At 69.9% G+C, this 23,330-nt stretch carries 20 protein-coding genes; 11 read left to right on the top strand and 9 right to left on the bottom strand.

The window, feature by feature from the left end; genetic code table 11:
* The coding region (locus EOINJALH_RS32630; RefSeq protein ID WP_404872749.1) for a transporter substrate-binding protein at positions 1-209 on the bottom strand (209 nt) is incomplete at its 3' end.
* Between the two features lie 60 nt (positions 210-269).
* Positions 270-434: a hypothetical protein gene (locus tag EOINJALH_RS31670; RefSeq protein WP_158219708.1), complete on the bottom strand. Its 165-nt coding sequence runs from the start codon at positions 432-434 to the stop codon at positions 270-272.
* A gap of 426 nt (positions 435-860) precedes the next feature.
* Between EOINJALH_RS31670 and EOINJALH_RS09250 the strand changes: the two genes are divergently transcribed.
* Positions 861-3,023, top strand: coding sequence for a hypothetical protein (locus EOINJALH_RS09250; protein WP_144289944.1), 2,163 nt, complete (start codon positions 861-863; stop codon positions 3,021-3,023).
* A gap of 876 nt (positions 3,024-3,899) precedes the next feature.
* Here the strand turns inward: EOINJALH_RS09250 and EOINJALH_RS09255 are convergent.
* The 5 genes from EOINJALH_RS09255 to chlG are packed head-to-tail and all read right to left on the bottom strand — an operon-like array spanning position 3,900 to position 8,259.
* Positions 3,900-4,220, bottom strand: a complete 321-nt coding sequence (locus EOINJALH_RS09255; RefSeq protein WP_088280067.1) for a hypothetical protein — start codon at positions 4,218-4,220, stop codon at positions 3,900-3,902.
* Between the two features lie 31 nt (positions 4,221-4,251).
* The gene (locus EOINJALH_RS09260; protein WP_088280068.1) at positions 4,252-4,740 is read right to left on the bottom strand and encodes a TspO/MBR family protein; all 489 of its coding nucleotides are present in this window, start codon (positions 4,738-4,740) and stop codon (positions 4,252-4,254) included.
* The gene (locus EOINJALH_RS09265; RefSeq protein WP_088280069.1) at positions 4,737-5,993 is read right to left on the bottom strand and encodes a geranylgeranyl diphosphate reductase; all 1,257 of its coding nucleotides are present in this window, start codon (positions 5,991-5,993) and stop codon (positions 4,737-4,739) included. Before EOINJALH_RS09265 ends, EOINJALH_RS09260 begins: the two co-directional genes overlap by 4 nt.
* A complete protein-coding gene (locus EOINJALH_RS09270) occupies positions 5,990-7,348 on the bottom strand; it encodes a BCD family MFS transporter (RefSeq protein ID WP_088280070.1) in 1,359 nt (452 codons plus the stop codon). The genes EOINJALH_RS09265 and EOINJALH_RS09270 overlap by 4 nt, the downstream gene beginning before the upstream one ends.
* Positions 7,345-8,259, bottom strand: coding sequence for a chlorophyll synthase ChlG (gene chlG, locus EOINJALH_RS09275; RefSeq protein ID WP_088280071.1), 915 nt, complete (start codon positions 8,257-8,259; stop codon positions 7,345-7,347). Before chlG ends, EOINJALH_RS09270 begins: the two co-directional genes overlap by 4 nt.
* Before the next feature lie 114 nt (positions 8,260-8,373).
* On the opposite strand from chlG, the gene EOINJALH_RS31130 reads away from it, so the two are divergent.
* The gene (locus tag EOINJALH_RS31130; protein ID WP_144289945.1) at positions 8,374-8,562 is read left to right on the top strand and encodes a hypothetical protein; all 189 of its coding nucleotides are present in this window, start codon (positions 8,374-8,376) and stop codon (positions 8,560-8,562) included.
* 123 nt (positions 8,563-8,685) lie between these two features.
* Here EOINJALH_RS31130 and ppsR read toward each other — a convergent pair whose 3' ends face one another.
* Entirely contained in the window at positions 8,686-10,167 is a 1,482-nt protein-coding gene (gene ppsR, locus EOINJALH_RS09280; protein ID WP_234413742.1) for a transcriptional regulator PpsR, read from the bottom strand.
* Positions 10,164-11,042 carry a B12-binding domain-containing protein gene (locus tag EOINJALH_RS09285; protein ID WP_088280072.1) on the bottom strand — a complete coding sequence of 293 codons (879 nt, stop codon included), beginning with the start codon at positions 11,040-11,042 and terminating at the stop codon, positions 10,164-10,166. Before EOINJALH_RS09285 ends, ppsR begins: the two co-directional genes overlap by 4 nt.
* Before the next feature lie 383 nt (positions 11,043-11,425).
* Between EOINJALH_RS09285 and bchF the strand changes: the two genes are divergently transcribed.
* From bchF to puhB, 9 genes are all read left to right on the top strand, one after another.
* Positions 11,426-11,944 (top strand): 2-vinyl bacteriochlorophyllide hydratase, encoded by a 519-nt coding sequence (bchF, locus tag EOINJALH_RS09290; RefSeq protein ID WP_088280073.1) that lies wholly within the window; start codon positions 11,426-11,428, stop codon positions 11,942-11,944.
* Positions 11,941-13,254, top strand: a complete 1,314-nt coding sequence (locus EOINJALH_RS09295) for a ferredoxin:protochlorophyllide reductase (ATP-dependent) subunit N (protein WP_088280074.1) — start codon at positions 11,941-11,943, stop codon at positions 13,252-13,254. The genes bchF and EOINJALH_RS09295 overlap by 4 nt, the downstream gene beginning before the upstream one ends.
* Positions 13,255-13,269: 15 nt before the next feature.
* A complete protein-coding gene (bchB, locus tag EOINJALH_RS09300) occupies positions 13,270-14,880 on the top strand; it encodes a ferredoxin:protochlorophyllide reductase (ATP-dependent) subunit B (protein WP_088280075.1) in 1,611 nt (536 codons plus the stop codon).
* A gap of 16 nt (positions 14,881-14,896) precedes the next feature.
* Entirely contained in the window at positions 14,897-18,685 is a 3,789-nt protein-coding gene (locus EOINJALH_RS09305) for a magnesium chelatase subunit H (RefSeq protein ID WP_234413743.1), read from the top strand.
* Entirely contained in the window at positions 18,682-19,617 is a 936-nt protein-coding gene (gene bchL, locus EOINJALH_RS09310; protein WP_088280077.1) for a ferredoxin:protochlorophyllide reductase (ATP-dependent) iron-sulfur ATP-binding protein, read from the top strand. Before EOINJALH_RS09305 ends, bchL begins: the two co-directional genes overlap by 4 nt.
* Positions 19,618-19,634: 17 nt before the next feature.
* Positions 19,635-20,342 (top strand): magnesium protoporphyrin IX methyltransferase, encoded by a 708-nt coding sequence (bchM, locus tag EOINJALH_RS09315; protein WP_234413744.1) that lies wholly within the window; start codon positions 19,635-19,637, stop codon positions 20,340-20,342.
* Positions 20,339-21,802 carry a BCD family MFS transporter gene (locus tag EOINJALH_RS09320; protein ID WP_234413745.1) on the top strand — a complete coding sequence of 488 codons (1,464 nt, stop codon included), beginning with the start codon at positions 20,339-20,341 and terminating at the stop codon, positions 21,800-21,802. Before bchM ends, EOINJALH_RS09320 begins: the two co-directional genes overlap by 4 nt.
* Positions 21,803-21,881: 79 nt before the next feature.
* Positions 21,882-22,658 carry a photosynthetic reaction center subunit H gene (gene puhA / locus EOINJALH_RS09325; RefSeq protein ID WP_088280079.1) on the top strand — a complete coding sequence of 259 codons (777 nt, stop codon included), beginning with the start codon at positions 21,882-21,884 and terminating at the stop codon, positions 22,656-22,658.
* A partial coding sequence (gene puhB / locus EOINJALH_RS09330; protein WP_088280080.1) for a photosynthetic complex putative assembly protein PuhB occupies positions 22,655-23,330 on the top strand: 676 nt, incomplete at its 3' end. The genes puhA and puhB, both read left to right, overlap by 4 nt.

Raw genomic sequence — 23,330 nt, forward strand, 5'->3', positions numbered from 1 at the left:
TTGCGCGACACGCTGGTCCAGCAGCCGAAGACCACGGCCACCTTGTCCTGGCTGATCAGCTGCTTGGCCTTCTCGGCAAACAGCGGCCAGTACGAAGCCGGGTCGACGACCACCGGCTCGAGCTTCTTGCCCAGCAGGCCGCCCTTGGTGTCGATCTCGTCGATGGCCATCAGGATGGTGTCCTTGAGCACCATTTCCGAGATGGCCATCGAGCCCGACAGCGAGTGCAGCACGTCGACCTTGATGGTGTCCTGCACTCACAAGCGACCTCATGTCATCAGAGCGTTGATCGCCGCCCACGGCACTTCTCGGCCGAAGAGGCAATACAGAAGCACGATCACCACTACACCCCGCTGCGTGGGGTGGATATGGTCGATGACGTCCAGCAATTTAAGGACGATGTCGCGGATGCACTTGAGCGAGTAGCGGCACATTATGGACACCTCAGAAGGGTAGTAGGTATGGGTCAGCAGGTTAGGGGTGGACCCGCCGAAGAGGAATACGACGGATTGCGTACTGGTCTCGGCTGGCGACCCTGAGCACGGGCGAACTTCTGATGTCTCATGATTGCGTCTCAAAATATGCACTGCGTCGAGGAGTGCGCCGAGTGATCATCGGGCAACGCCTGTGCCGTCGGCGTGCATGCCGCCAAGACAAGCCATCGCGAGCGCATGCTGTTGCCATGCCGACTTGGCCATTAACTGCGCCGTCAGGGCGGCATCGGCCGGCACCCCCTGGCCTCGCAGGTATTGGCGCGCCAGTTTGAACTGCGCGTCTGCATCGCCTTGCTCGGCTGCACGCGCGAACTGCCCTGCCCTTGTTCTGTATGCTGATACCTCTTCGTGCGCTGGAGAACCTACATGAGCAGCCTGTTCTCGCGATCCTGCGCCTGTTGCATCTTCTATGCCGCCATGGCCGTCAGCTCATCGCGCGCCCATGCCGATTGCAGTTCGATGCCCGCGCCAGCGCCGAAACCAGCGGCGTCAGCTCGAATTCTGGACGTGCTGCAGGGCATTCCCGATGGCACAGCCTGGATCGACCTCCCCGCAGGCACGAGGGCTGTGCTCCAAAATGCCGCCGCGGAGCGCTTGGCCTGGTTCCGATTGGAGTGGAACAGCGATGCGCTCCTGAAAAAGGAAACCATTCTGCTTGGCTGTCCAACGCCGAAGATGACGGAGGCCATGGACCGCTACCTCGGCCATGCGATCGCAGACTCGGCGCCCGGCTTTTCCCTGAGCCGCCTCCAGAACGCCGCGTTGCGTCGGGCCTTGGTGCGTCTGTACTTGGTCGAGTTCGCTGCGTACCGCGCCAGCATTTCCTACCCTTTCGGCACCATGCCCAACATCGACTGGGACGGCCAGTCGAGGTTCAACTCGTTCCCGCTGCCTGACGCCTCGGCCTACGTCGACATCCGTGGGTACGCCGCCACCGTGGCTCAACAACTGCGCGAAATCGCCGACAACTCCCTTTCACCGTCGGAGCGTCGTTTACGCGACGAAGCGAGGCTAAATGCACGTGTGCTGCGCGCCGGATCATTCATAGCCAAGCGCGGGGGGCAAGACTGGCACTTGCCATGCCAGTTGTCGGGCGCCGGATACATGATCACGATGGGCTACAAGGGCGACAAGGGACTGCCAAAGGTCTTCCGCGACGAGGAGGACGCGGTGCAGGAGTTCAATGCGGTGTACCTACTCAACACGGCGCTCAAGTGGGCGGACACGGGCACATTTCCAGCAGCCCGCGACCATGACCTTTGCAACAGCGGCATCGACGACGAGATCCAGGAATTCGTTGCTGTCGGGTCGCCGCTGACCGCGAAGGCGATGCGCACCTTGCGACGCTGGTGGCTCGAGCGAGCTGGCGCCAATCTTCCAGCCTATACGACCTACACGGCCTCCGATCGCGAGACGTTGTGGGAGGCGTTCACCGCCGAGCAGCGCGTACGCAACGATGATGACACTTCAATGGCGAAATACGCCGGGCAGGTGGATGAGTTCCGGCGCGTGAAGGTGGCCTCGTACCGACAGGTCGCGGCTGCGGCCGTTCAGGCGGTCTTCCCGAACAATGCGGTGCTTACCGTTGGTCAGAAGGAGCGAGTACTTCAGGCGATCACCAATGAAGAGGCCTTCGGGCGGTTCAAGGAGCAAATCGCACTTATGCTGGACGCGGCACAGGGCACGAAGGACGGCCCCGCCGCCAACATATGGAAGGAGACTGTGCGCCAGAAGGTACATTCACTCGGAGGGTTGCAGGACGGTAATTTGCGACCGGCCGACGTTGCCAAGGCGAAGGTGATGTTCGGTGAAGTCCAAGACTGGTTGCTTAAGCGATACCGGAACTATCCCATTCCGATAGATCCAGTTCTGAAGCAGGTGAAACTCGTCCTCACTGATGACGGCAGCGCATCGACCGACCAGTCGGGCGTGATCCGGCTCGGCTTGGCCACGCCCCGAAGCCTGCTGGAGTACTACAGCCTAATGCTGCACGAACTGCGCCATGCCGTGCGCGCTGCTGCGATCGCCCATGCCCCGGACCCGTCCAAGGTCGCAACGGACGACGGCATCGCTGCCGAAGGCTCCGGAGTTGCCGCTGAAGACCTGCTCAGGGTGCCCCTCCTGCGCGACGTTCTGGAGGACGAAACGGCAGTACTTCTGTACCAGTTGGACTTCGCGATTCGCGACGCGCGCTTCATCGCCACGACGGAAGCGACCCTAAGGCGCTACTTCCGAGAAGGGTGTGGCACTCCCGAATGCCCGAGCACTGTCGAAGCTGCCCGGACGATCGCCTACCGATACGGGCTGACCGGCCGACTCGCCGACACGCTGGTCACCCGTTCCCACATCGGCACGCACTACTTTCAGTACATATTCGCAGGCGAGCAAATGAAGGCTGAGCTGGCATTCCTAGCGCAGGCGATTCGGCCGGTCGACCCGTACATTCTGTTCGCCTGCGGGCTCAACATGCCACAGCGCAGCGCCGAATACGTCAGTAAGCTAAGGGATTGCTTGAGGAAGAATCCATAGCGGTTCGTTGGAACGATTACGTGGAACTCAGATTTGACTATCGCAGCGAGCCTGTCGGTAGCTGCAAACGATACGACCCCGACAAGCGGCTGGAGAGCGGACCACTCCATACGGAACGCGCTGACGTAAACAGGTAGCCTGCAAACGGCCGAGAACAAGACTTGCACGCCTTCGGCCCGCGACAGGTTGTTGACGCCGACCGAAAGCTGACCGTGCCTATCAGATCATCCGTCAGCAAAACCATTGCACTGGAACCTCTGCTTTGCAGCGTATGCCGACACTGGCCGGTGGGCGGGGTACTCACGCTGACCGGCACCAAGCGAACATTGGACAGTGCTGCCTGTGCTGGCCCGAATAGCCGCTGTACGAGGTGGTGCGGTCATAGACCTCCATCGATCCGGAGGGCAAACGCCGCCGACCGCTTCGCCGTCACCAGGACTGACAGTACCGACCCACACCAGCCATAGCACCGACAGGCAAACAGCCGTTCATCGAACGGTCAAGCGTGAACCAGGGTTGCAGGGCAGTTCGCGCAACGTGTGCCGATTCGTGATTTGAGGGCTCGCGCAACGAGAGACGCAGAGACGCTACAGTCCATTTCGGAGAAGACGTCTGCTCCGGCGCCAACGCGTTGCAGCTATGGCAGCCAAGCCCGCGAGCATCAGTGCAGGAATCGCAGGCTCCCACCAAGTCTCCATCCTGGGCCGCCCCAAGCGGCACAGGGACGCAGCAAGAGTTCCCAGGCATCGGCGCATCGGAAATTTTTTGGCTGCGCTCAGTCAGGCATTGATGAGACGCCGGAGCACGTCCGGCGCAACGCGCCTGGGGTGACACAAAAGCCATTCGGCACGTCGAGTTGCTTGGGCCTGGGACAGATCAAGCACCGCCGGGCGCGTCGGATGCGCGGCCTTGCGTTGCCGAGGCCCGCCGTCGGCTGCGCAGGTCGATGGCATGGCCCAGGCCGGCGGTCGCCAGACAGGCCAGGGTTGGCAGCGTCCAGCCCGGTGTCAGCGCACAGCGCAGCGCCAGCATCAGCATGGCGCCGGCCAGCAGCGTGGCCCACACCTCACGCAGCGCGATGCCGCGACCGGTGACGCGGTGCCAGGCCCACAGCGCAGCGATCTCTAGCGCGGTGAAGACGAGCAGCGCATCGACTATGGTGACCAGCGTCCAGCCCACTGGCAGGTGGATGTCCATCGGGTCAACTCGGTGCCATCGCCGGGCGCGCTCAGGCGCCGCCGAAGGGTGCGTTCAGGCGCACGACGTGGAAGTTGAGGAAGGCTGCGAAGGTCACCCACGCCAGGTAGGGCCACAGCAGTAGGCCGGCCGCGCGGTGCGCGCGCGTCGAGAAGGCGATCAGCGCCGCCACCGACAGCCACAGCAGCCCCACCTCCATCTGCGCCCAGTCGGGCCGGTGCAGGCGGAAGAACAGCAGGCTCCACAGCACGTTGAGGAAGGCGTTGGCGCTCCACAGCACCAATAGCCACTGGCGCGCTCGGACATCGGTCAGTGCGTTCCAGGCGCTGGCGCCCGACAGCGTGCACAGCGCATAGATCACGGTCCAGACCGGGCCGAACAGATAGTCCGGCGGCTGCCACCATGGCCGTTTCAGGCTGGCGTACCAGGGCCCGATGTCGGTGGCCAGGCCGCCGATCAAGGCCACCAGCACCGCACAACCGGCGGCCACGCCGACGGCGCGCGTGCGCAGCGACCTCATGCGCGCACGAGTCCGAGCAGGTGCGCCATGTCCTTGAAGAAGATGCGCACGTGGGCCATGGGCCGGCTGCGCACGAGTCGCTTGTTCATGTAGGCATCGAAGGTGAGCTGCTGCACGTCGCGGTCTCGGCAGATGCTGACGAAGCGCTCGCGACGGCGGTCGTTGCGGTACCAGAAGTACTGCATCATGCCCAACACCCAGAACACGCGTCCGTGCTCGCGCATGAAGCGCTTGCGGGCCTGGCCCAACGCGCGCGCGTCGCCGGTGGCCAGGAAGGCCTGCGCCGCCTCGCCGGCCAATTGCCCGCCGAGCATGGCGTAATAGATGCCCTCGCCCGACGCCGGCGCCACCACGCCAGCGGCGTCGCCCGCCAGCACCACGTCGCGGCCATCGTCCCAGCGCGGCAGGGGCTTCAGCGGGATCGGAGCGCCTTCGCGGCGCAAGGTTTCCAGCGATTCCAGGCCGCTCTCCTGCCTCAGCCGGGCCACTGCGCCGCGCAGCGAGAAGCCCTTGTCGGCGCTGCCCGTGCCCACGCTCATGGTGCGGCCATGCGGGAAGACCCAGCCGTAGAAATCGGGCGAGATGGTGCCGCGGTAGACCACGTCGCAGCGCGAGCCGTCGTAGCCGGCGGTGTCGTCGGGCGGCGCCTTCAGGATCTCGTGGTAGGCGAAGACGAAGCGGCCCTGGTCCCACCCGACTACCGACTGGCGCGCCACCTCGGAGCGGGCGCCATCCGCTCCTATCACGCAAAGCGCGCGCACACTGGCTGGCCTGGCCAGACCGTGCTGGTGGATGTCGCGGGCCTGGTAGTGCACGCGGCGCGTGCCGTCGGCATCGCGGTCGAGCCGCTCGAAGACGCCCACACGGCGCACCGCACCGGCCAGTGCCGCGCGCTGGCGCAGCCATTCGTCGAAGGTGTCGCGGTCGACCAGGCCCACATAGCCGTTCTCGATCGGGATGTCGACCTTCTGATCGCTGGGCGACACCATGCGGGCGGTGGTGGCGCGCGCCACCAGCAGCGATTCGGGGATCGTGAAATCGCGCATCAGCCTCGGCGGGATGGCGCCGCCGCAGGGCTTGGTGCGCCCGGCGCGGTCGAGTAGCAGCACGCGGCGGCCCTGGCGCGCCAGCTCGTGCGCGGCAGTGGCGCCGGCGGGGCCGCCGCCGACGATGACCACGTCGAACTCTTCGGGGTCGGCGGCGGCGCCGGGCTGGGTGCCGGCGTCTGTGTCACGGGGGCGGGGGGTGTTCATGGCGAACTCTCCATCGGGGTGGCGGCCGGCGGCCGGTCGGCCCGCGCCGGGCCGGTGGCGGCACTGCCGGCGGCGGCACTGCGGGCAGCGATGCGGGCGGCCACCAGGAACATCGCGCCTTCCAGCGCGAACACGCTGGCGTAGGCCGCGCCGGGCGAGGCGAACAGCAGCCGCGACAGGTCGCTCATGCCGGTGCCGATGAGCCCGCCCAGGCCGAAGGCGATGGCCTGGGCTGCGCCCCACAGGCCCATGCGCACGCCTTCGCGTGAGCCGGTGCCCTCGGTGGCCAGCTGCATCATCGAGCCGATGGCCGCGATCGAGAACGCCCCGTTGGCCATGCCGAGCACGAACACCGTGGGCTTGAACGGGAAGGCCTGCCCGACCAGGCCCGACACCACCAGCCCGGCCATCGCCAGTGCCGACGCGATGCAGCCGCCGACGGTCCAGCCGCGCAGCGTGCCGAAGCGCCGGCCACGCCAGCTGCGGCCCGCCGCGGCGGCCATCAGCATGCCCACCAGCACCCCGCCGTGCTGCACGCCCGACAGGCTGGTGGACTGGCCGGGCGTGTAGCCCATCACCGCGCCGGCGAAGGGCTCGAGGATCAGGTCCTGCGCGCTGTAGGCCAGCATCGACACGAACACGAAGATGGCGAAGCGCCGCGCCCGTGCATCGGCCCACACCGCCTGCATCGCGGCCTTGAACTCGCCCGGGGCCACCGGGGCCTCGTCGTCGGTCGCCTGTGCCGTGCCGGCATGCCGGCCTTCGAGCCCGGCCAGGGCCGCCAGCGTGAGCAGCAGGGCCAGCACCGACACGCCCGAGCACACCGCCAGCAGCCGCGCGGGCGAGTACGGGTCGAGCAGCTTGCCGGCCACGCCGGCGGTGACCGCGAAGCCGACAATCATCATCAGCCACACCAGGGTGGCAGCGCCGGCGCGGCGGTCGGGCCGCACCCGCTTGGCCAGCAGCACGAGCAGCGAGGTGCCGCTGGCGCTGACGCCCAGCCCGATGCCGGCAAAGCCCAGCATGGCCAGCAGCGTGCCGGCCACGGGGTTGGTGCCCATCCACACCGTGGCCAGCGCGGCCACCACGCCGCTGGCGGCCAGCAGCGCCATGCCGCCGACGATCCACGGCGTGCGGCGGCCACCCACATCGCTGCCATGGCCCATGCGCGGGCGCGAGATCTGCACCAGGTAGTGCAGCGCCACCAGCACACCGGGCAGCAGCGCCGGCAGGGCCAGTTCCACCACCATCACGCGGTTGAGCGTGGATGTGGTGAGCACCACGATCGCGCCCAGCGCGGCCTGCACCAGCCCGAGCCGCGCGATGCGGCCCCAGCCAAAGTCGTCGGATCTCATCCTGCAGCTCCGCTCGCGGCGCGCAGCGCGAACGCGCTGACCAGCATGCCCAGCACATACAGCGGCACGCCGAAGCCGCTGTACCAGGTGGCGCGGGCGATGGGGTTGGCCAGGAAGCTGCGCATCATGGCCGCCTGCGCCACCATCAGACCGGCCACCGCCAGCGCATGCCAGGGGCATTGCCACACCGCCAGCAGCGCCACCACCACCGCTTGGGGCAGCAGCATGAACAGGCAGGCCGCGCGCGCCGCGCCGTCCACCCCCAGGCGCACCGGCAGAGAGCCGATGCCCATGCGCCGATCGCCCTCGATCGACTTGAAGTCGTTCAGCGTCATGATGCCGTGCGCCCCCGCGCTGTACAGCAGCGCCAGGCCCAGCGAGCTGGCCTGTGGCAGGGTGCCGAAGGCCATCACCGCCGCGCCGGTGGCCCAGGCCAGGCCTTCATAACACAAGGCACACGCAGCATTGCCCCACCAGCCATTGCGCTTCAGGCGGATCGGCGGTGCGCTGTAGGCCCAGGCCAGCGCCAGCCCGATCAGCGCGGCAACGAAGCCCCAGGGGCCCAGCAGCGACGCCACGCCCAGCGACAACCCGGTCCACAGCACCGCGATGTACAGGCCCCAGCGGCCGGGCATGCGGCCCGACGGGATGGGCCGGTTCGGCTCGTTGATGGCGTCGACGTGGCGGTCGAACCAGTCGTTCACCGCTTGGCTGGTGGCGCACACCATCGGCCCGGCCAGCACGATGCCCAGCAGCACCATGGCCCAGCGGTCGGCCAGCGGCAGCCCCGAGGCCACGACACCGCAGCCGAAGGCCCACATCGGCGGGAACCAGGTGATGGGCTTGAGCAGTTCGGCCACCGTCGCCAGCGACGGGCGCGAGGGTGCAGAGGTGCCGGACAAGGTGGCCATGCAAATCATTCTTTGCTTGACACAGGCAAGTGTCAAGTGTAATTTACACACCACGGCATCCACACGGTGCGCGGCAATCGCCGTGCGCCGGCTCGGTGCCAGACCCTGCCCGAGGTGGCCCATGAAGACTGCAATGCCGCATCCGACCCCCTGGCCCGCGCCGCGCAAGGCAGCGCCCGCGCCGGCGCGCCCCGAGACCCGGTTTCACTGGACGACACGCTGCGCCGCGCTGCTAGAGCGCTGGGCGCCCGCGCCGGTGCTGAACTGCGGCGGCTGGACGCCCTGACCGGCGGGGTGGACTGAAGCCACCGCCCGGGCGTGGCGCCGGACGCTGGTGGCAAGTGTTTGTGGCGTCGCTTCACGCGACGCTTGGATGGCGACAGCGCCACCCCGACGACAGCGGGCCATGGCCCGCGCCCCCCCTGATCAGCGTTCGCTGTCGGCGCCCAGGTCGCCCAGGCCGTAGCGGCGCAGCTTGACGTATAGGCTCTGGCGCGACAGGCCCAGCATTTCGGCGGCCGAGGCGCGGTTGTCCTGCGTGAGCTTGAGCGCGGCCTCGATGCACAGCTGCTCGATGAGGTCGGTGGATTCGCGCACCAGGTCTTTCAGCGGCATGCGGCCGACCAGCTGGGTGAGTTGCTCCACCGAGCGCGGCGCGGCCTTGCCGGCCTGCAGGTCGACGCCCAGGCGGCGGCCGACGTGGCGCACGGTGAAGCCCATGCAGGGCGGCTCGCCCTCGGGCACGGCCACGGCGGAGATCTCGACATCGGCCTGCGCGCCGTGCTCGCCGCGCAGGCTGGTGGCGAACAGGCGCACCGAGCCCTGCTGCCGCAAGGTGGCCAGCAGCACGCTCAGGTCGACGCCCGGCCGGCCCAGCCAGCGGTCGAGCGTCTGGCCGCGCACCTGCTCCTCGGTGGCCTGCTGGGTGAGCTCGACGAAGGAAGGGTTGGCCAACAGCACGCGGCCATCGAAATCGGTGACGACGAAGCCGTCGGTCGCGCGCTCGACCACCTGCAGGATGGCGCTGCGGCCTGCGGGCGCCGGCGCGGCCGCCATGCCCACCCGCGCCGACCGCATGCGCACCAGCAGCAGCTTGGTGTCTTCCTGGGTGAACAGCGTGGCCCCGACCATCAGCTCGGCCTGGCCCTGCGCCCCGCGCACCCGCACCTCGTCGCTGCGGCCGGTGCTGCGCACCTGGCTGATGAGCGTGGTCACGTCGCGCAGGCCCTTGTCGGGCAGGCCCAGCGGGAAGGCCTGGCCGGTGACACGACGGGCCGGCAGGCCGAGTTGCTCGAGCGCCGCAGGGTTGGCCTCGACCACCTTGGACGTGGCGGCATCGACGATGAGCAAGGCCTCGGAGGCCATGTCGAACAGCAACCGGTAGCGCGTCTCGACGTGGCGCAGGCGCCAGTAGTCGCGCTCGAGCGTGTGCTGTGCATCGACCAGGCGCTGCTGCAGGCTGGACAGGGCCCGCAGGTCGCGGCCAAAGGCCACGACACGGCCCTTGGTGCCCAGGCGCACAGTGGAATAGAGCACCGGCAGATCGGCACCGCGCCCCAGCGGGTGGTTGATGTGGCGCCAGCGCCGCGGCGCGCCGTCGACGGCGTCGTCCAGCAGCGATTCCACCTTGGTGCGGCTTTCCAGCGTCACCACCTCGGACCAGGGGCGGCCCAGCCAGCCGGCATAGCTTTCGGGGGCCAGATCGTCCAGGCTCACCGAGATGTCCTGGATCACGCCCCGGCGGTCGAGCACCAGGGCGATGTCGGAGGCGGCCTCGATGAGTGCGGCGGCGCCCAGTGCATCCAGCGCTTCCAGCGACTTGCGCGGTGCCGCAAAGGCTCGCGCACCCGGGCTGTTCGCCCGGTCGCCCTGATTGCCGATCTTTGTTGGATCTCTTGTTGTGCTCACCTGCCCTCGTCCCGCGCGGCAACCAGCCTTTCGGCCTCAAGCATAGCTTGCCTTGCATCCACGGCCGTGGCGTCGGCGCCCACCAGGGCGGCGATCTGCGGTCGCGCAATCAGCAAGGGCCCGCCGGCGAGCACGCGCACGGCGCGGTTCCTGGATGAAGTTCTGACAGCACGGATCAGCTCGGCCAGCGCTTGGAGGGCGCGGTCGTTGCCGATCGAGAAACCCACCACGTCGAACCGGCGATCCCGCACCAGTGCAACCAGGGCCTCGTTGCCCGAAGGCGTGTCGGTCCACACGTCCCAGCCGGACGAGCGGAAGAAATCGCACACCATGGTCAGGCCGAAGGTGTGCTGCTCGCCCGGCGCCGGCGCAAAGAGCGCGGTTCGCCCCATGCTGCTGGCCTGCCGCGGCATGCGGGTATCCACCGAGAGAAAGCGCAGCAGACCCTGCAGGCGCGCCAACGCGATGGTGACATCGGTGAACTCGCAGAGGTCGGCGCTCCACAGTTCGCCGAGGTGGCGCGCAGTGGGCGCCAACAACTGCAGGCACAGGGCTTCGAGGTCGACGCCCAGGTGCAGCAGGTTTTGCAGGTAGGTTTCGGCGCGCTCACGGCTGTCCAGCACGATGTCGCAGAACTCGAGCACATGCGACGGGCCGATGGACACGCGGTCGTTGCTGGCGCCCAGGCTGCGCTGGGCGCCGCCATCCTGGCGGTGCAGCAGCATCAGCCGGGGGATGATCTCGGTTTCAACGGTGCGGAAGAGCGTGTCCGCTGCGTCGAGGGCGAAGCGCCCGGGTTCCTGGCGGAGCATGGCAGCGTCGCACTGCTGCTCCAGATCTGCCATGGCCTGCCGCGCCTGGGTCCATCCTGTCATTCCGCGTCTCCTCGATACGCGATGTAGCGGCCGCCTTTCGCCAACCCCGGCAAGCCAACCAGACCGCCCTTGCAGGCGTCGTTGCCGGTGTTCCGAAGGCCCCGAACATGGGGACCATCGCCAATACTCTGTGCCATTCCTGTGTCAACCCGAGCGCGTTGTACGCCTGTACCGCTGGCCTGTCAAAGCACCTGCGGAAAACCCATCTGGAAATCGCCGGCTGGCAACCGCCACCCTCGAGTGCCAGGGGCCCCGATCCAACTCGGCCGGGGCCAGTGGCTTCAACATGGCCTCGACGGTAGCGTCACTTTTTATGAACGTCAATCTTTATTGACACTTTCTCGCCGCAGGGCTAGATTGGGGCTCAGCACGCAGGAAGCCCCTTGTCCACGATCCACCGCCACCCCTCCCGCTCGCCGCTGTACACCACCGACGAGCGCGCGCGCCGCGACGCCACGCCCTGGACCCTGGTGCAGGGTGTGCTGGCCCCGATCCAGTTCCTGGCCTTCGGCATCAGCCTGGTGCTGGTGCTGCGCTACCTCGCCAACGGGCAGGGCGAGGTGGCCGCCACCGTGTCGGTGGTCGTCAAGACCGCCTTGCTGTACACCATCATGGTCACCGGCTCGATCTGGGAGAAGCGGGTCTTCGGCGTCTACCTGTTCGCGCGGCCCTTCTTCTGGGAAGACGTGTTCAGCATGCTGGTGCTGGCGCTGCACACCGCCTACCTGGGGGGGCTGGTCACCGGCGCCTGGTCGACGCGGTCGCTGATGTGGCTGGCGCTGGCGGCCTATGCCGCCTACGTGATCAACGCAGCGCAGTTCGTGCTGAAGCTGCGCGCCGCCCGGCTCGACCGCGCACGCAGCACGGGCCCGATGATGACCACGAGCGGGGCCTCGACATGAGCCAGGCCGACACCGCGGTGGTCGCCGCACCGCAACTCGGCAGCCGTGGCTGCGCACCGGCCGCCGCGGCTGACCACGTGCTGCGAGAGCGCGGCCAGCGCGAGGTGTTCTGCGGCCTCACCGGCATCGTCTGGCTGCACCGCAAGATCCAGGACGCGTTCTTCCTGGTCGTCGGCTCGCGCACCTGCGCACACCTGGTGCAGTCGGCCGCCGGCGTGATGATCTTCGCCGAGCCGCGCTTCGGCACGGCCATCATCGACGAACGCGACCTGGCCGGCCTGGCCGACGCCAACGCCGAGCTCGACCGCGTGGTCGGTCGCCTGCTCGAGCGCCGGCCCGACATCAAGCTGCTGTTCCTCGTCGGCTCGTGCCCGTCCGAGGTGATCAAGCTCGACCTGTCGCGCGCCGCCGAGCGGCTGTCGGCGCAGTTCCTGCCGCGCGTGCGGGTGCTCAACTACTCCGGCAGCGGCATCGAGACCACCTTCACCCAGGGCGAGGACGCCTGCCTCGCATCGCTGGTGCCCGGCCTGCCCGCCGAGCCACCCGGTGCGGCCGACTCGCTGATGGTGGTGGGCACGCTGCCCGACGTGGTGGAAGACCAGTTCGGGCGCCTGCTGCAGGTCATGGGCATCGAGCGCGTGGCCTTCCTGCCGGCGCGGCGCGCGGGCTCGATGCCGGCCGTGGGGCCGCGCACCCGCCTGTTGCTGGCCCAGCCCTTCCTGGCCGACACGGCGCGCGCGCTGGAGGCGCGTGGCGCGCAGCGGCTGCCCGCCCCCTTCCCGTTCGGCGACGAGGGCAGCACGCTGTGGCTGCAGGCCGCGGCCACCGCCTTCGGTGTCGATGCGCAGCGCTTCGAGGCCGCCGTGGCCGCCCCGCGCGAGCGTGCCCGGCAGGCCCTGGCGCGGCAGCGCGCGGTGCTGGCCGGCAAGCGCATCTTCTTCTTCCCCGATTCGCAGCTCGAGGTGCCGCTGGCGCGCTTCGCCGCGCGCGAACTGGGCATGCAGCTGGTGGAGGTGGGCTCGCCCTACCTGCACCGCCAGCACCTGGCCGCCGAGATGGCCCTGCTGCCCGCCGGCACGCTGCTCAGCGAAGGCCAGGACGTCGAACGCCAGCTCGACCGCTGCCGCGCCGCGCGGCCCGACCTGGTGGTCTGCGGCCTGGGCCTGGCCAACCCGCTCGAGGCCGAGGGCATCGCCACCAAGTGGTCGATCGAACTGGTGTTCTCGCCGGTGCACGGCTACGAACAGGCCGGCGACCTGGCCGCGCTGTTCGCCCGTCCGCTCGACCGCCGCACCCGCCTGGCGGCCTGAGCACGAAAGCGCCCCATGCAGCTCACACTCTGGACTTACGAAGGCCCGCCGCACGTCGGTGCGATGCGCGTGGCCACCGCGATGCGCGGCCTGCACTACGTGCTGCACGCGCCGCAGGGCGACACCTACGCCGACCTGCTGTTCACGATGATCGAGCGCCGCCGCGAGCGCCCGCCGGTCACCTACAGCACCTTCCAGGCGCGCGACCTGGGCGGCGACACGGCCGAGCTGTTTCAGCGCTCGGTGCGCGAGGCCTACGAGCGCTTCCGCCCGCAGGCGATGATCGTCGGCGCCTCGTGCACCGCCGAGCTGATCCAGGACGACCCCGGTGGCCTGGCCCAGGCGCTGGACCTGCCGATCCCGGTGATCCCGCTCGAACTGCCGTCGTACCAGCGCAAGGAGAACTGGGGCGCCGCCGAAACCTTCTACCAGCTGGTGCGGCACCTGGCCAAGGCACCGGCCGCGCCGCGCGACAGTGGCGCCCGGCCGTGCTGCAACCTGCTGGGGCCCACGGCGCTGGGCTTCCGCCACCGCGACGACGTGCGCGAGGTGACCGAGCTGCTGGCCCTGATCGGCGTGGACGTGCACGTGGTGGCCCCGCTCGGCGCCACGCCGGCCGACCTGGCACGGCTGCCCGGCGCCGACTTCAACGTGGTGCTCTACCCCGAGGTGGCCAGCCTGGCCGCGCGCTGGCTGGAGCGCACCCACCGCCAGCCCTTCGTCGGCGTGGTGCCCATCGGCATCGGCGCCAGCACCGACTTCATCCACCGCGTGGCCGAACTGGCCGGCGTGAACCCCGCACCCGCGCTCGAGCGCATCGAGTGGCGCGCGCGCTGGTACGCGCAGTCGGTCGATTCCACCTACCTCACCGGCAAGCGCGTCTTCGTCTTCGGCGACGCCACCCACGCCATCGCCGCGGCGCGCGTGGCCTCGCGCGAGATGGGCTTCACCGTGGTGGGCCTGGGCAGCTACAGCCGCGAGTTCGCCCGCGAGCTGCGCGAGGCCGCCACGCTGTACGGCGTCGAGCCGCTGATCACCGACGACTACCTCGAAGTCGAGTCGCGCATCACGGAAGCCCACCCCGAGCTGGTGCTGGGCACGCAGATGGAGCGGCACATCGCCAAGCGCCTGGGCCTGCCCTGCGCGGTGATCTCGGCCCCGGTGCACGTGCAGGACTTCCCCGCGCGCTACTCGCCGCAGATGGGCATCGAAGGCGCGAACGTGATGTTCGACACCTGGGTGCACCCGCTGATGATGGGGCTAGAGGAGCACCTGCTCACGATGTTCCGCGACGACTTCGAGTTCCATGCCGAAGCCGCGCCGTCGCACCTGGGCTCGGCCGCCACGGCGCTGCGCGCGGTGCCCGCCGCCGACGTGCCGGCGATGGCGCCGGCCGTGAAGGCGGTGCCGGCGGCACCGATCGAATCACCGGCCGTTGCCACGGCCGTGCCCAGCAGCCCGATCGAGCTGGGCTGGGCGCCCGAGGCCGAGAAGGAACTGCACAAGATCCCGTTCTTCGTGCGCGGCAAGGCCCGCCGCAACACCGAGCGTTATGCACGCGACCGTGGCGTGGCCACCATCACCGTCGAGACCCTCTACGATGCCAAAGCGCACTTCAGCGCCTGACGGCCAGGCCCCCGCGATGCGGGTGGTACTGGTCACGATGGACAGCCACATCATCAGTGCCGCGGCGCGCGCGCGGCAGGTGCTGGCGCGCGACCTGCCGGGCCTGAGCCTGTCGGTGCACGCCGCCTCCGAATGGGGCGACGACGACGAGGCCCTGCAGCGCTGCCGCGACGACATCGCGCAGGGCGACATCGTCATCGCCACCATGCTGTTCATGGAGGACCACTTCCGCCCGATGCTCGCCGCATTGAAGGCGCGCCGCGAGGCCTGCGACGCGATGGTCTGCGCCATGTGCGCCGGCGAGGTGATGAAGCTCACCCGCATGGGCCGCTTCAGCATGGACGGCGAGGCCACCGGGGCGATGGCGCTGCTGAAGAAGCTGCGCGCCAGGATGTCCGGCAAGGGCGAGAAGGAAGGCGAGACCAAGGCCAGCGCCGGCGCCCGGCAGATGACCATGCTGCGCCGGCTGCCGCAGATCCTGCGCTTCATCCCCGGCACCGCGCAGGACGTGCGGGCCTACTTCCTGGTGCTGCAGTACTGGCTGGCCGGCTCGCACGAGAACATGGCCGGCCTGGTGCAGCTGCTGGTGCACCGCTACGCCGCGGGGCCGCGCGAAGGCTACCGCGCGCTGGTCAAGCCCGCCGCCCCGATCGACTACCCCGAGCTGGGCCTTTACCACCCGCGCATGCCCGGCCGGCTGTCGCACGAGGCCAGCGCCCTGCCGCGCGTGGCCACCAGCGGCCCCAACGGCACCGTCGGCCTGCTGTTGCTGCGCTCGTACCTGCTGGCCGGCAACACCGCGCACTACGACGGTGTGATCACCGCGCTGGAGGCGCGCGGCCTGCGCGTGCTTCCGGCCTTCGCCACCGGTCTCGACGCCCGCCCGGCGGTGGAGAAGTTCTTCCTGCAGGACGGCCGCGCCACGGTGGACGCACTGGTCTCGCTCACGGGCTTCTCGCTCGTCGGCGGCCCGGCCTACAACGACGCCAAGGCGGCCGAGGACACGCTGGCCGCGCTCGATGTGCCTTATCTGTCGGTGATGCCGGTGGAATTCCAGACGCTCGAGCAGTGGGGCGGCTCCGAGCGCGGCCTGCTGCCGGTGGAGTCGACCATGATGGTCGCCATCCCCGAGCTCGACGGCTGCACCGCGCCGATGGTCTTCGGTGGCCGCAGCGCCGCCGGCGGCACCGCCTGCACCGGCTGCGACCGCGCCTGCCGTTTCAACGGCGTGCACGACGCCCACGACATGCAGACCTGCAGCGAGCGCGCCGACGCGCTGTCGGCCCGCGTGGCCAAGCTGGTGGCGCTGCGCCGCAGCCAGCGCGCGCAGCGCAAGGTGGCCTGCGTGCTGTTCAACTTCCCGCCCAACGCCGGCAACAGCGGCACCGCCGCCTTCCTGTCGGTGTTCGAGTCGCTGCACAACACGCTGCGCGCGATGCAGCGCGAGGGCTACACGGTCGACGTGCCGCCCACCGTGGATGCGCTGCGCGACCGCATCATCCAGGGCAACGCCGAGCGCATGGGCGCGCTGGCCAACGTGCACGTGCGCATCCCCGCCGACGACCACGTGCGGCGCGAGCGCTGGCTGCCCGCCATCGAGGCCACCTGGGGCCCGGCGCCAGGCAAGCAGAACAGCGACGGCAGCACGATCTTCGTGCTGGGCGAGCGCTTCGGCAACGTCTTCGTCGGCATCCAGCCGGGCATGGGCCACGAGGGCGACCCGATGCGGCTGCTGTTCGAGCGCGGCTTCGCGCCGACGCATGCCTTCTCGGCCTTCTACCGCTGGCTGCGCGAGGATTTCGGGGCCCACGTGGTGCTGCACTTCGGCACCCACGGCGCGCTCGAGTTCATGCCCGGCAAGCAGACCGGCCTGTCGGGCAGCTGCTGGCCCGAGCGGCTGATCGGCGCGCTGCCCAACCTGTACCTGTACGCGTCGAACAACCCGTCCGAAGGCGCCATCGCCAAGCGCCGCGCCGCCGCCACGCTGATCAGCTACCTCACGCCGCCGGTGGCCACCGCGGGCCTGTACAAGGGCCTGATCGACCTGAAGGCCTCGCTCGAGCGCTGGCGCGCGCTGCCGCCCGAGGCGGCGGCCGAGCGCGACACCCTGGTCACGCTGGTGCAGGCGCAGGCCGCCGAGATGGAACTGGCCCCCGCCGAGCCGGCCTGGGGGGCGGACGCCGACGCCGCGATGAACCGGCTGACGTTGCAGGTGGTCGAACTCGAGCACACGCTGATCCCGCACGGCATGCACGTGGTCGGCCGCCCGCCGACACCGGCCGAGCGCGTGGACCTGCTGGCCGTGCTGTGCGAGGCCGGTGGCGACGCGATGGCCGCGCTGCCCACCGCGCAGCAGCGGGCCCTGCTGCAGGCCCTGGTGGTGCAGGGCCTGGCCCCGGCGCAGGTGCTGAAGGACGCCGGCCTGGCCGGCGATGCGCCGCTGCTGACCCGCCTGGCCGAGCTGGCCGAGACCAATCGGCTGCTGGCCGAGGACCGCGAGACCGAAGGCATCCTGCGCGCGCTGGATGGCCGCTATGTTCGGCCGGCGCCCGGCGGCGATCTGCTGCACAACCCCGACGTGCTGCCCACCGGCCGCAACCTGCATGGCTTCGACCCCTTCCGCATCCCCAGCGCCTTCGCGGTGCAGGACGGCCAGCGCCAGGCCGAGCGCCTGCTGGCCCGCCATGTCGCCGACGGCCACGCCTTCCCCGAGTCGATCGCGCTGGTGCTGTGGGGCAGCGACAACCTGAAGAGCGAAGGCGCCCCGCTGGCCCAGGCCCTGGCCCTGATCGGCGCCAGGCCGCGCTTCGACGGCTATGGCCGCCTGGCCGGTGCCGAGTTGGTGCCGCTGGCCGAGCTGGGCCGGCCGCGGGTGGACGTGGTGATCACGCTGTCGGGCATCTTCCGCGACCTGCTGCCGCTGCAGATCAAGCTGCTGGCCGAGGCCGCCTGGCTGGCCGCCAGCGCCGACGAGCCCGCCGAGCACAACTTCGTGCGCAAGCATGCGCTGGCCTACCAGGCCGAGCACGGCTGCGACCTCGACACCGCCTCGCTGCGCGTGTTCGGCAATGCCGAGGGCGCCTACGGCGCCAACGTCAACATGCTGATCGACAACAGCCGCTGGGACGAGGACGATGAACTGGCCGAGACCTACACGCGTCGCAAGGGCTTCGCCTACGGCCGCAGCGGCCGGCCGAGCAAGCAGCCCAGGCTGCTGAACAGCGTGCTGGCCGGCGTGGAGCTGGCCTACCAGAACCTCGACTCGGTGGAACTGGGCGTCACCACCATCGACACCTACTTCGACACGCTGGGCGGCATCAGCCGCGCCGCGCAGCGGGCGCGCAAGGCCGGCGGCGGCAGCGACGCGATGGCGCCGGTGTACATCGGCGATCAGACGCGCGGCGACGGCACGGTGCGCACGCTCAGCGAGCAGGTGTCGCTCGAGACCCGCACCCGCATGCTCAACCCGAAGTGGTACGAGGGCATGCTGGCCCACGGCTACGAGGGCGTGCGCCAGATCGAGGCCGCCATCACCAACACGATGGGCTGGTCGGCCACCACCGGCCAGGTGCAGCCCTGGGTGTACCAGCAGCTCACGCAGACCTTCATGCTCGACGAGGCCATGCGCGACCGCCTGGCCGCCCTGAACCCTGCCGCGTCGGCCAAGCTGGCCAACCGGCTGCTGGAAGCGCACGCGCGCCACTACTGGACCCCGGACGACCAGATGCTCGATGCATTGAAGCGCGCGGGAGAAGAGCTCGAAGATCGCCTCGAAGGCGTCTTCCCCGAAAGGATGGCCGCATGAACGTCGCCAACGTCCCCCTGTCCGAACTGCGCCGCGCCGACGGCCATGCGATCCGTCGCCCCACCAGCCGCGAGGACGGCGAGGGCAGCGTGCAGGTGCAGCTCGACCCCAACCTGAAGATCGGCACCGCCAAGGTCTTCGCCATCTACGGCAAGGGCGGCATCGGCAAGAGCACCACCTCGTCGAACCTGTCGGCCGCCTTCTCGAAGATGGGCAAGCGCGTGCTGCAGATCGGCTGCGACCCCAAGCACGACAGCACCTTCACGCTGACCAAGCGCATGCTGCCCACGGTGATCGACGTGCTCGAGACCGTGCAGTTCCATGCCGAGGAACTGCGGCCCGAGGACTTCGTCTTCGAGGGCTACAACGGCGTGATGTGCGTGGAGGCCGGCGGCCCGCCGGCCGGCACCGGCTGCGGCGGCTACGTGGTCGGCCAGACCGTCAAGCTGCTGAAGGAGCATCACCTGCTCGAAGACACCGACGTGGTGATCTTCGACGTGCTGGGCGACGTGGTGTGCGGCGGCTTTGCCGCGCCGCTGCAGCACGCCGACCGCGCGATGATTGTCACGGCCAACGACTTCGATTCCATCTTCGCGATGAACCGCATCGTGCAGGCCATCGGCACCAAGGCCAAGAACTACAACGTGCGGCTGGGCGGCGTCATCGCCAACCGCAGTGCGGCCACCGACCAGATCGACAAGTACAACGAGCGCACCGGCCTGAAGCTGGCGGCGCACTTCCCCGACCTGGACGTGATCCGCCGCAGCCGCCTGAAGAAGAGCACGCTGTTCGAGATGGAGCCCAGCCCCGAGCTGGAGGCCGTGCAGCGCGAGTACCTGCGCCTGGCCGCCACGCTGTGGCTGGGGCCCGACCCGCTGCCCGCCGTGCCGCTGAAAGACCGCGACATCTTCGACCTGCTGGGTTTCGACTGATCCGCCCGGAGCCGACCATGGACATGCGAACCCCTGCCTACGACCAGCGCCGCGGCGAGATCGAGACCTACTTCGACCGCACCGCCGCGCAGGCCTGGGCCCGATTGACCTCCGACGCGCCGGTGGGCCGCATCCGCGCCACGGTGCGCGCCGGCCGCGACCGCATGCGCGCCACGCTGCTGGGCTGGCTGCCCGACGATCTGAGCGGCCTGCGCGTGCTCGACGCCGGCTGCGGCACCGGCGCTGCCGCGGTGGCGATGGCGCGCCGCGGGGCCGAGGTGGTGGCCATCGACCTGTCGCCCACGCTGGTGCAACTGGCGCGAGAGCGGCTGCCCGCCGACCTGGGGCCGGGCTCGATCGACTTCCGCTCGGGCGACATGCTCGACCCCGCGCTGGGCCGCTTCGACCACGTGGTGGCGATGGATTCGATCATCCACTACGACGCGCCCGATGCCGCGCGCGTGCTGGGCCGCCTGGCCGAGCGCACCACCGGCTCGATGGTCTTCACCTTCGCGCCGCGCACGCCCGCCCTGGCCGCCATGCACGCGGTGGGCCGGTTGTTCCCGCGCGGCGACCGCGCACCGTCCATCGTGCCGGTGGCCGAAGCAGCGCTGTCGCAGCTGCTGTCGGCCGAGCCCGCGCTGCAGGGCTGGCGCGCGCTGGGCAGCACCCGCGTGGCCAGCGGGTTCTACACCTCGCAGGCGATGCGATGGGGCCGCGCGTGAATCGATTTCAAGCGCTGGCGATCCGCGGCTGGAGCCGCGTCGGCACGCGCTTCCTGCCGTTTGCCGATGCGGCCAGCGCCCAGTTGCCGCTGCCGCGTCTGCTGCGCCTGTCGCTGTTCCAGGTGGCGGTGGGCATGGCGCTGGCCCTGCTCAACGGCACGCTGAACCGGGTGATGATCGTCGAGCTGGGCGTGTCGTCCTGGCTGGTGTCGCTGATGGTGGCGCTGCCGATCCTGTTCGCGCCGCTGCGCGCGCTGGTGGGCTTCAAGTCCGACACGCACCGCTCGGCCCTGGGCTGGCGGCGCGTGCCCTACCTGTGGTTTGGCTCGCTGATGATGTTCGGCGGGCTGGCCATCATGCCCTTCGCGCTGCTGGTGCTCACCGGCGAGGGCCACGGCCCGGCCTGGGTGGGCCAGCTCGGCGGCGCCCTGGCCTTCCTGCTGGTGGGTGCGGGCCTGCACACCACGCAGACCGCCGGCCTGGCGCTGGCCAGCGACCTGGCCCCGGCCGAGACCCGCCCGCGCGTGGTCGCGCTGCTGTACGTGATGCTGCTGTTGGGCATGGTCGCCAGCTCGCTGGCCTATGGCGCGCTGCTGTCGAACTTCAGCCCGGTGCGCCTGGTGCAGGTGATCCAGGGCTCGGCGATGGTGGCCATGGCACTGAACATCGTGGCCCTGTGGAAGCAGGAGGCACGCGACCCGAACCGCGCCGCCGCGCCACGCACGGCGATGGCCTTCCGCGACTCTTGGCGCGCACTGGTGGGCCAGCGCCATGCCAGGCGCCTGCTGGTGGCCGTGGCGCTGGGCAGCGCCGCCTTCAGCATGCAGGACGTGCTGCTCGAACCCTACGGCGGCCAGATCCTGCACCTGGGCGTCGGTGCCACCACGCTGCTGACGGCCCTGCTGGCCGGCGGCTCACTGGCCGCCTTCGCGCTGGCCGCCCGCTGGTTGCAGCGCGGCGCCGACGCCAACCGGCTGGCGGCCCATGGCGCACTGGTCGGCGTGGTCGCCTTCGCCGCGGTGGTCTTCGCCGAGCCGCTGCAGGCCGCGTGGCTGTTCCGCATCGGCACGGCGCTGATCGGCTTCGGCGGCGGGCTGTTCTCGGTGGCCACCCTCACGGTGGCGATGGCGCTGGACGCGCCGGTGCCGCAGGACGGCCACGGCGGTGCGACCCCGGTCGGCCACGGCCTGGCGCTCGGCGCCTGGGGCGCCGTGCAGGCCACCGCCGCGGGCAGCGCCATCGCGCTGGGTGGCGCGCTGCGCGACGTCGTCTCGTCGCTGGCGATGGACGGCGCGCTCGGCCCCGCCCTGGCCAGCCCGGCCACCGGCTACAGCGTCGTCTACCACCTCGAGATCGCCCTGCTGTTCGCCACCCTGGTGGCCATCGGCCCGCTGGTGCGCCGGCATGGCGCGCCGCGGCCCAACCCCCATCGCTTCGGATTGGCCGAGTTCCCCGGCTGATCGACCACCGACCCGCGGCCCCCGACCCTCTACGCCACCTCCCTCACCCTCCCCGAGCGCTCACGTCAGGAGAAACACCATGCCCAAAGGCGCCATCAACTCGTACATCGACATCGCCCAGGTCGTGCTCTACATGTTCTGGATCTTCTTCGCAGGCCTGTGCTACTACCTGCACCGAGAGAACAAGCGGGAAGGCTATCCGCTCGAATCGGACGGCCGCGGCGGCCGCGTCGTGATCCAGGGCTTCCCGTCGGTGCCCGAACCCAAGTCCTTCCTGATGCGCAGCGGCGAAGTCCGCTACGCGCCGGGCCCCAACACCTTCAAGGAGCCGCTGCCGCTGGCCGAGCCCACCTCGCGCGTGCCCGGCTCACCGATCGAGCCCACCGGCAACCCGATGCTCGACGGCGTCGGCCCCGGCGCCTACACGCTGCGCAGCGACAAGCCCGACCTGACGCTGGACGACCGGCCGCGCATCGTGCCACTGCGCGTGGCCAAGGACTTCGGCGTGGCGCACCAGGGGCCTGATCCGCGCGGCATGTACGTGATCGGCGCCGACGACAAGATCGGCGGCACGGTGCGCGACCTGTGGGTCGACCGCTCCGAAGCCATCTTCCGCTACCTCGAGGTCGAGGTCGACGGCGACCCCACCGGCCGCCGCGTGCTGCTGCCGATGAACTTTGCCCGCTGCGGCGACCGCGAGGTCTTCGTCGCCTCGATCTTGTCCACGCAGTTCGGCGCGGTGCCGCAACTCAAGTCGCCCGACGAGATCACCTCGCTCGAGGAAGACCGCGTGATGGCCTACTACGGCGGCGGCACACTGTACGCCGAGCCCTCGCGCCTGGAGCCGCTGATATGAGTCGACAACTCGCCACCGGCGAGCACGACGGCGAGCCCGAGCCGGGCCTGCCCGAACCGCTGCCCGCCACCGAGCGCCTGCTGTGGCAGGGCTCGCCCGACTGGCGCCTGCTGGCCCGGCACGGCTTTCACCTGCGCAAGTTCGCGCTGTACTTCGGCGTGCTGATCGCCTGGCGCGGCCTGGCCACCGCGGTCGACGGCGGCAGCGCCGGCGCGGTGCTGGGCTCGATGCTGTGGCCGTTGCCGCTGGCCGCCGCGGCGCTGGGCTTCATCGCGCTGCTGGCCCTGCTGGTCGGCCGCAACACCGCCTACACGCTCACCGACCGGCGCGTGGTGATGCGCATCGGCATCGTGCTCACCGTCACCTTCAACCTGCCGCTGTCGCGCATCGAGACCGTGCGCCTGCATGCGCTGGGCAAGGCGCAGGGCGACGCACCGCGCGCCGGAGACATCGCGCTGGTGCTCGACGCGCAAGACCGCATCGGCTACCTGCACCTGTGGCCGCACGCGCGGCCGTGGCACTTCCGCCGCACCGAGCCGATGCTGCGCGCGCTGCCGCAGGCGGACCAGGTGGCCCGCTTGCTGGTCGATGCACTGGCGGCCTCGGTGGCCACGTCGGCGGCCAACGCGGCCGCCCCCTCGGCGCCGGCCCGGCCGGTGCCCGAGCCTAGCC

It is taken from the genome of Ideonella sp. A 288 (assembly GCF_002198735.1).
Taxonomy (GTDB): domain Bacteria; phylum Pseudomonadota; class Gammaproteobacteria; order Burkholderiales; family Burkholderiaceae_C; genus Pseudaquabacterium.